Below are 276 nucleotides of genomic sequence, written 5' to 3' on the forward strand. Positions count from 1 at the left end.
AAAATAAAGGAAATCACTGATGAAGCTAATCGAGCAAAAAATGATCAACCTAAGTCACTAGAGGAGTGTGCTGCTCTTTTCTCAGATGTGTGTGACGATATGATTTTTAAAGGTATCAGACAGGAGGGACTAACGTTCGTTTCAGGTATGTTTACCTTCAAGTTACTCTCTATAGAGGAAGGATTCACGCCTATTATTACCCTCTATTTCCAGAAGAAAAATGGAGAATGGGTGAAAAAAACAGTGCAATACGAAAATTAAATTCCTTTACGAGTC

The 276-nt window shown here is 37.0% G+C and carries 1 protein-coding gene; it reads left to right on the forward strand.

All coding sequences use genetic code 11. The annotated features are described in order from the left end of the window. On the forward strand, positions 1-261 hold a 261-nt coding region (locus AOA59_RS32325; RefSeq protein ID WP_158235214.1), incomplete at its 5' end, for a hypothetical protein. Between the last annotated feature and the right edge of the window lie 15 nt (positions 262-276).

Source organism: Pseudomonas sp. 2822-15 (assembly GCF_002742515.1).
Classification (GTDB): Bacteria; Pseudomonadota; Gammaproteobacteria; order Pseudomonadales; family Pseudomonadaceae; genus Aquipseudomonas; species Aquipseudomonas salomonii.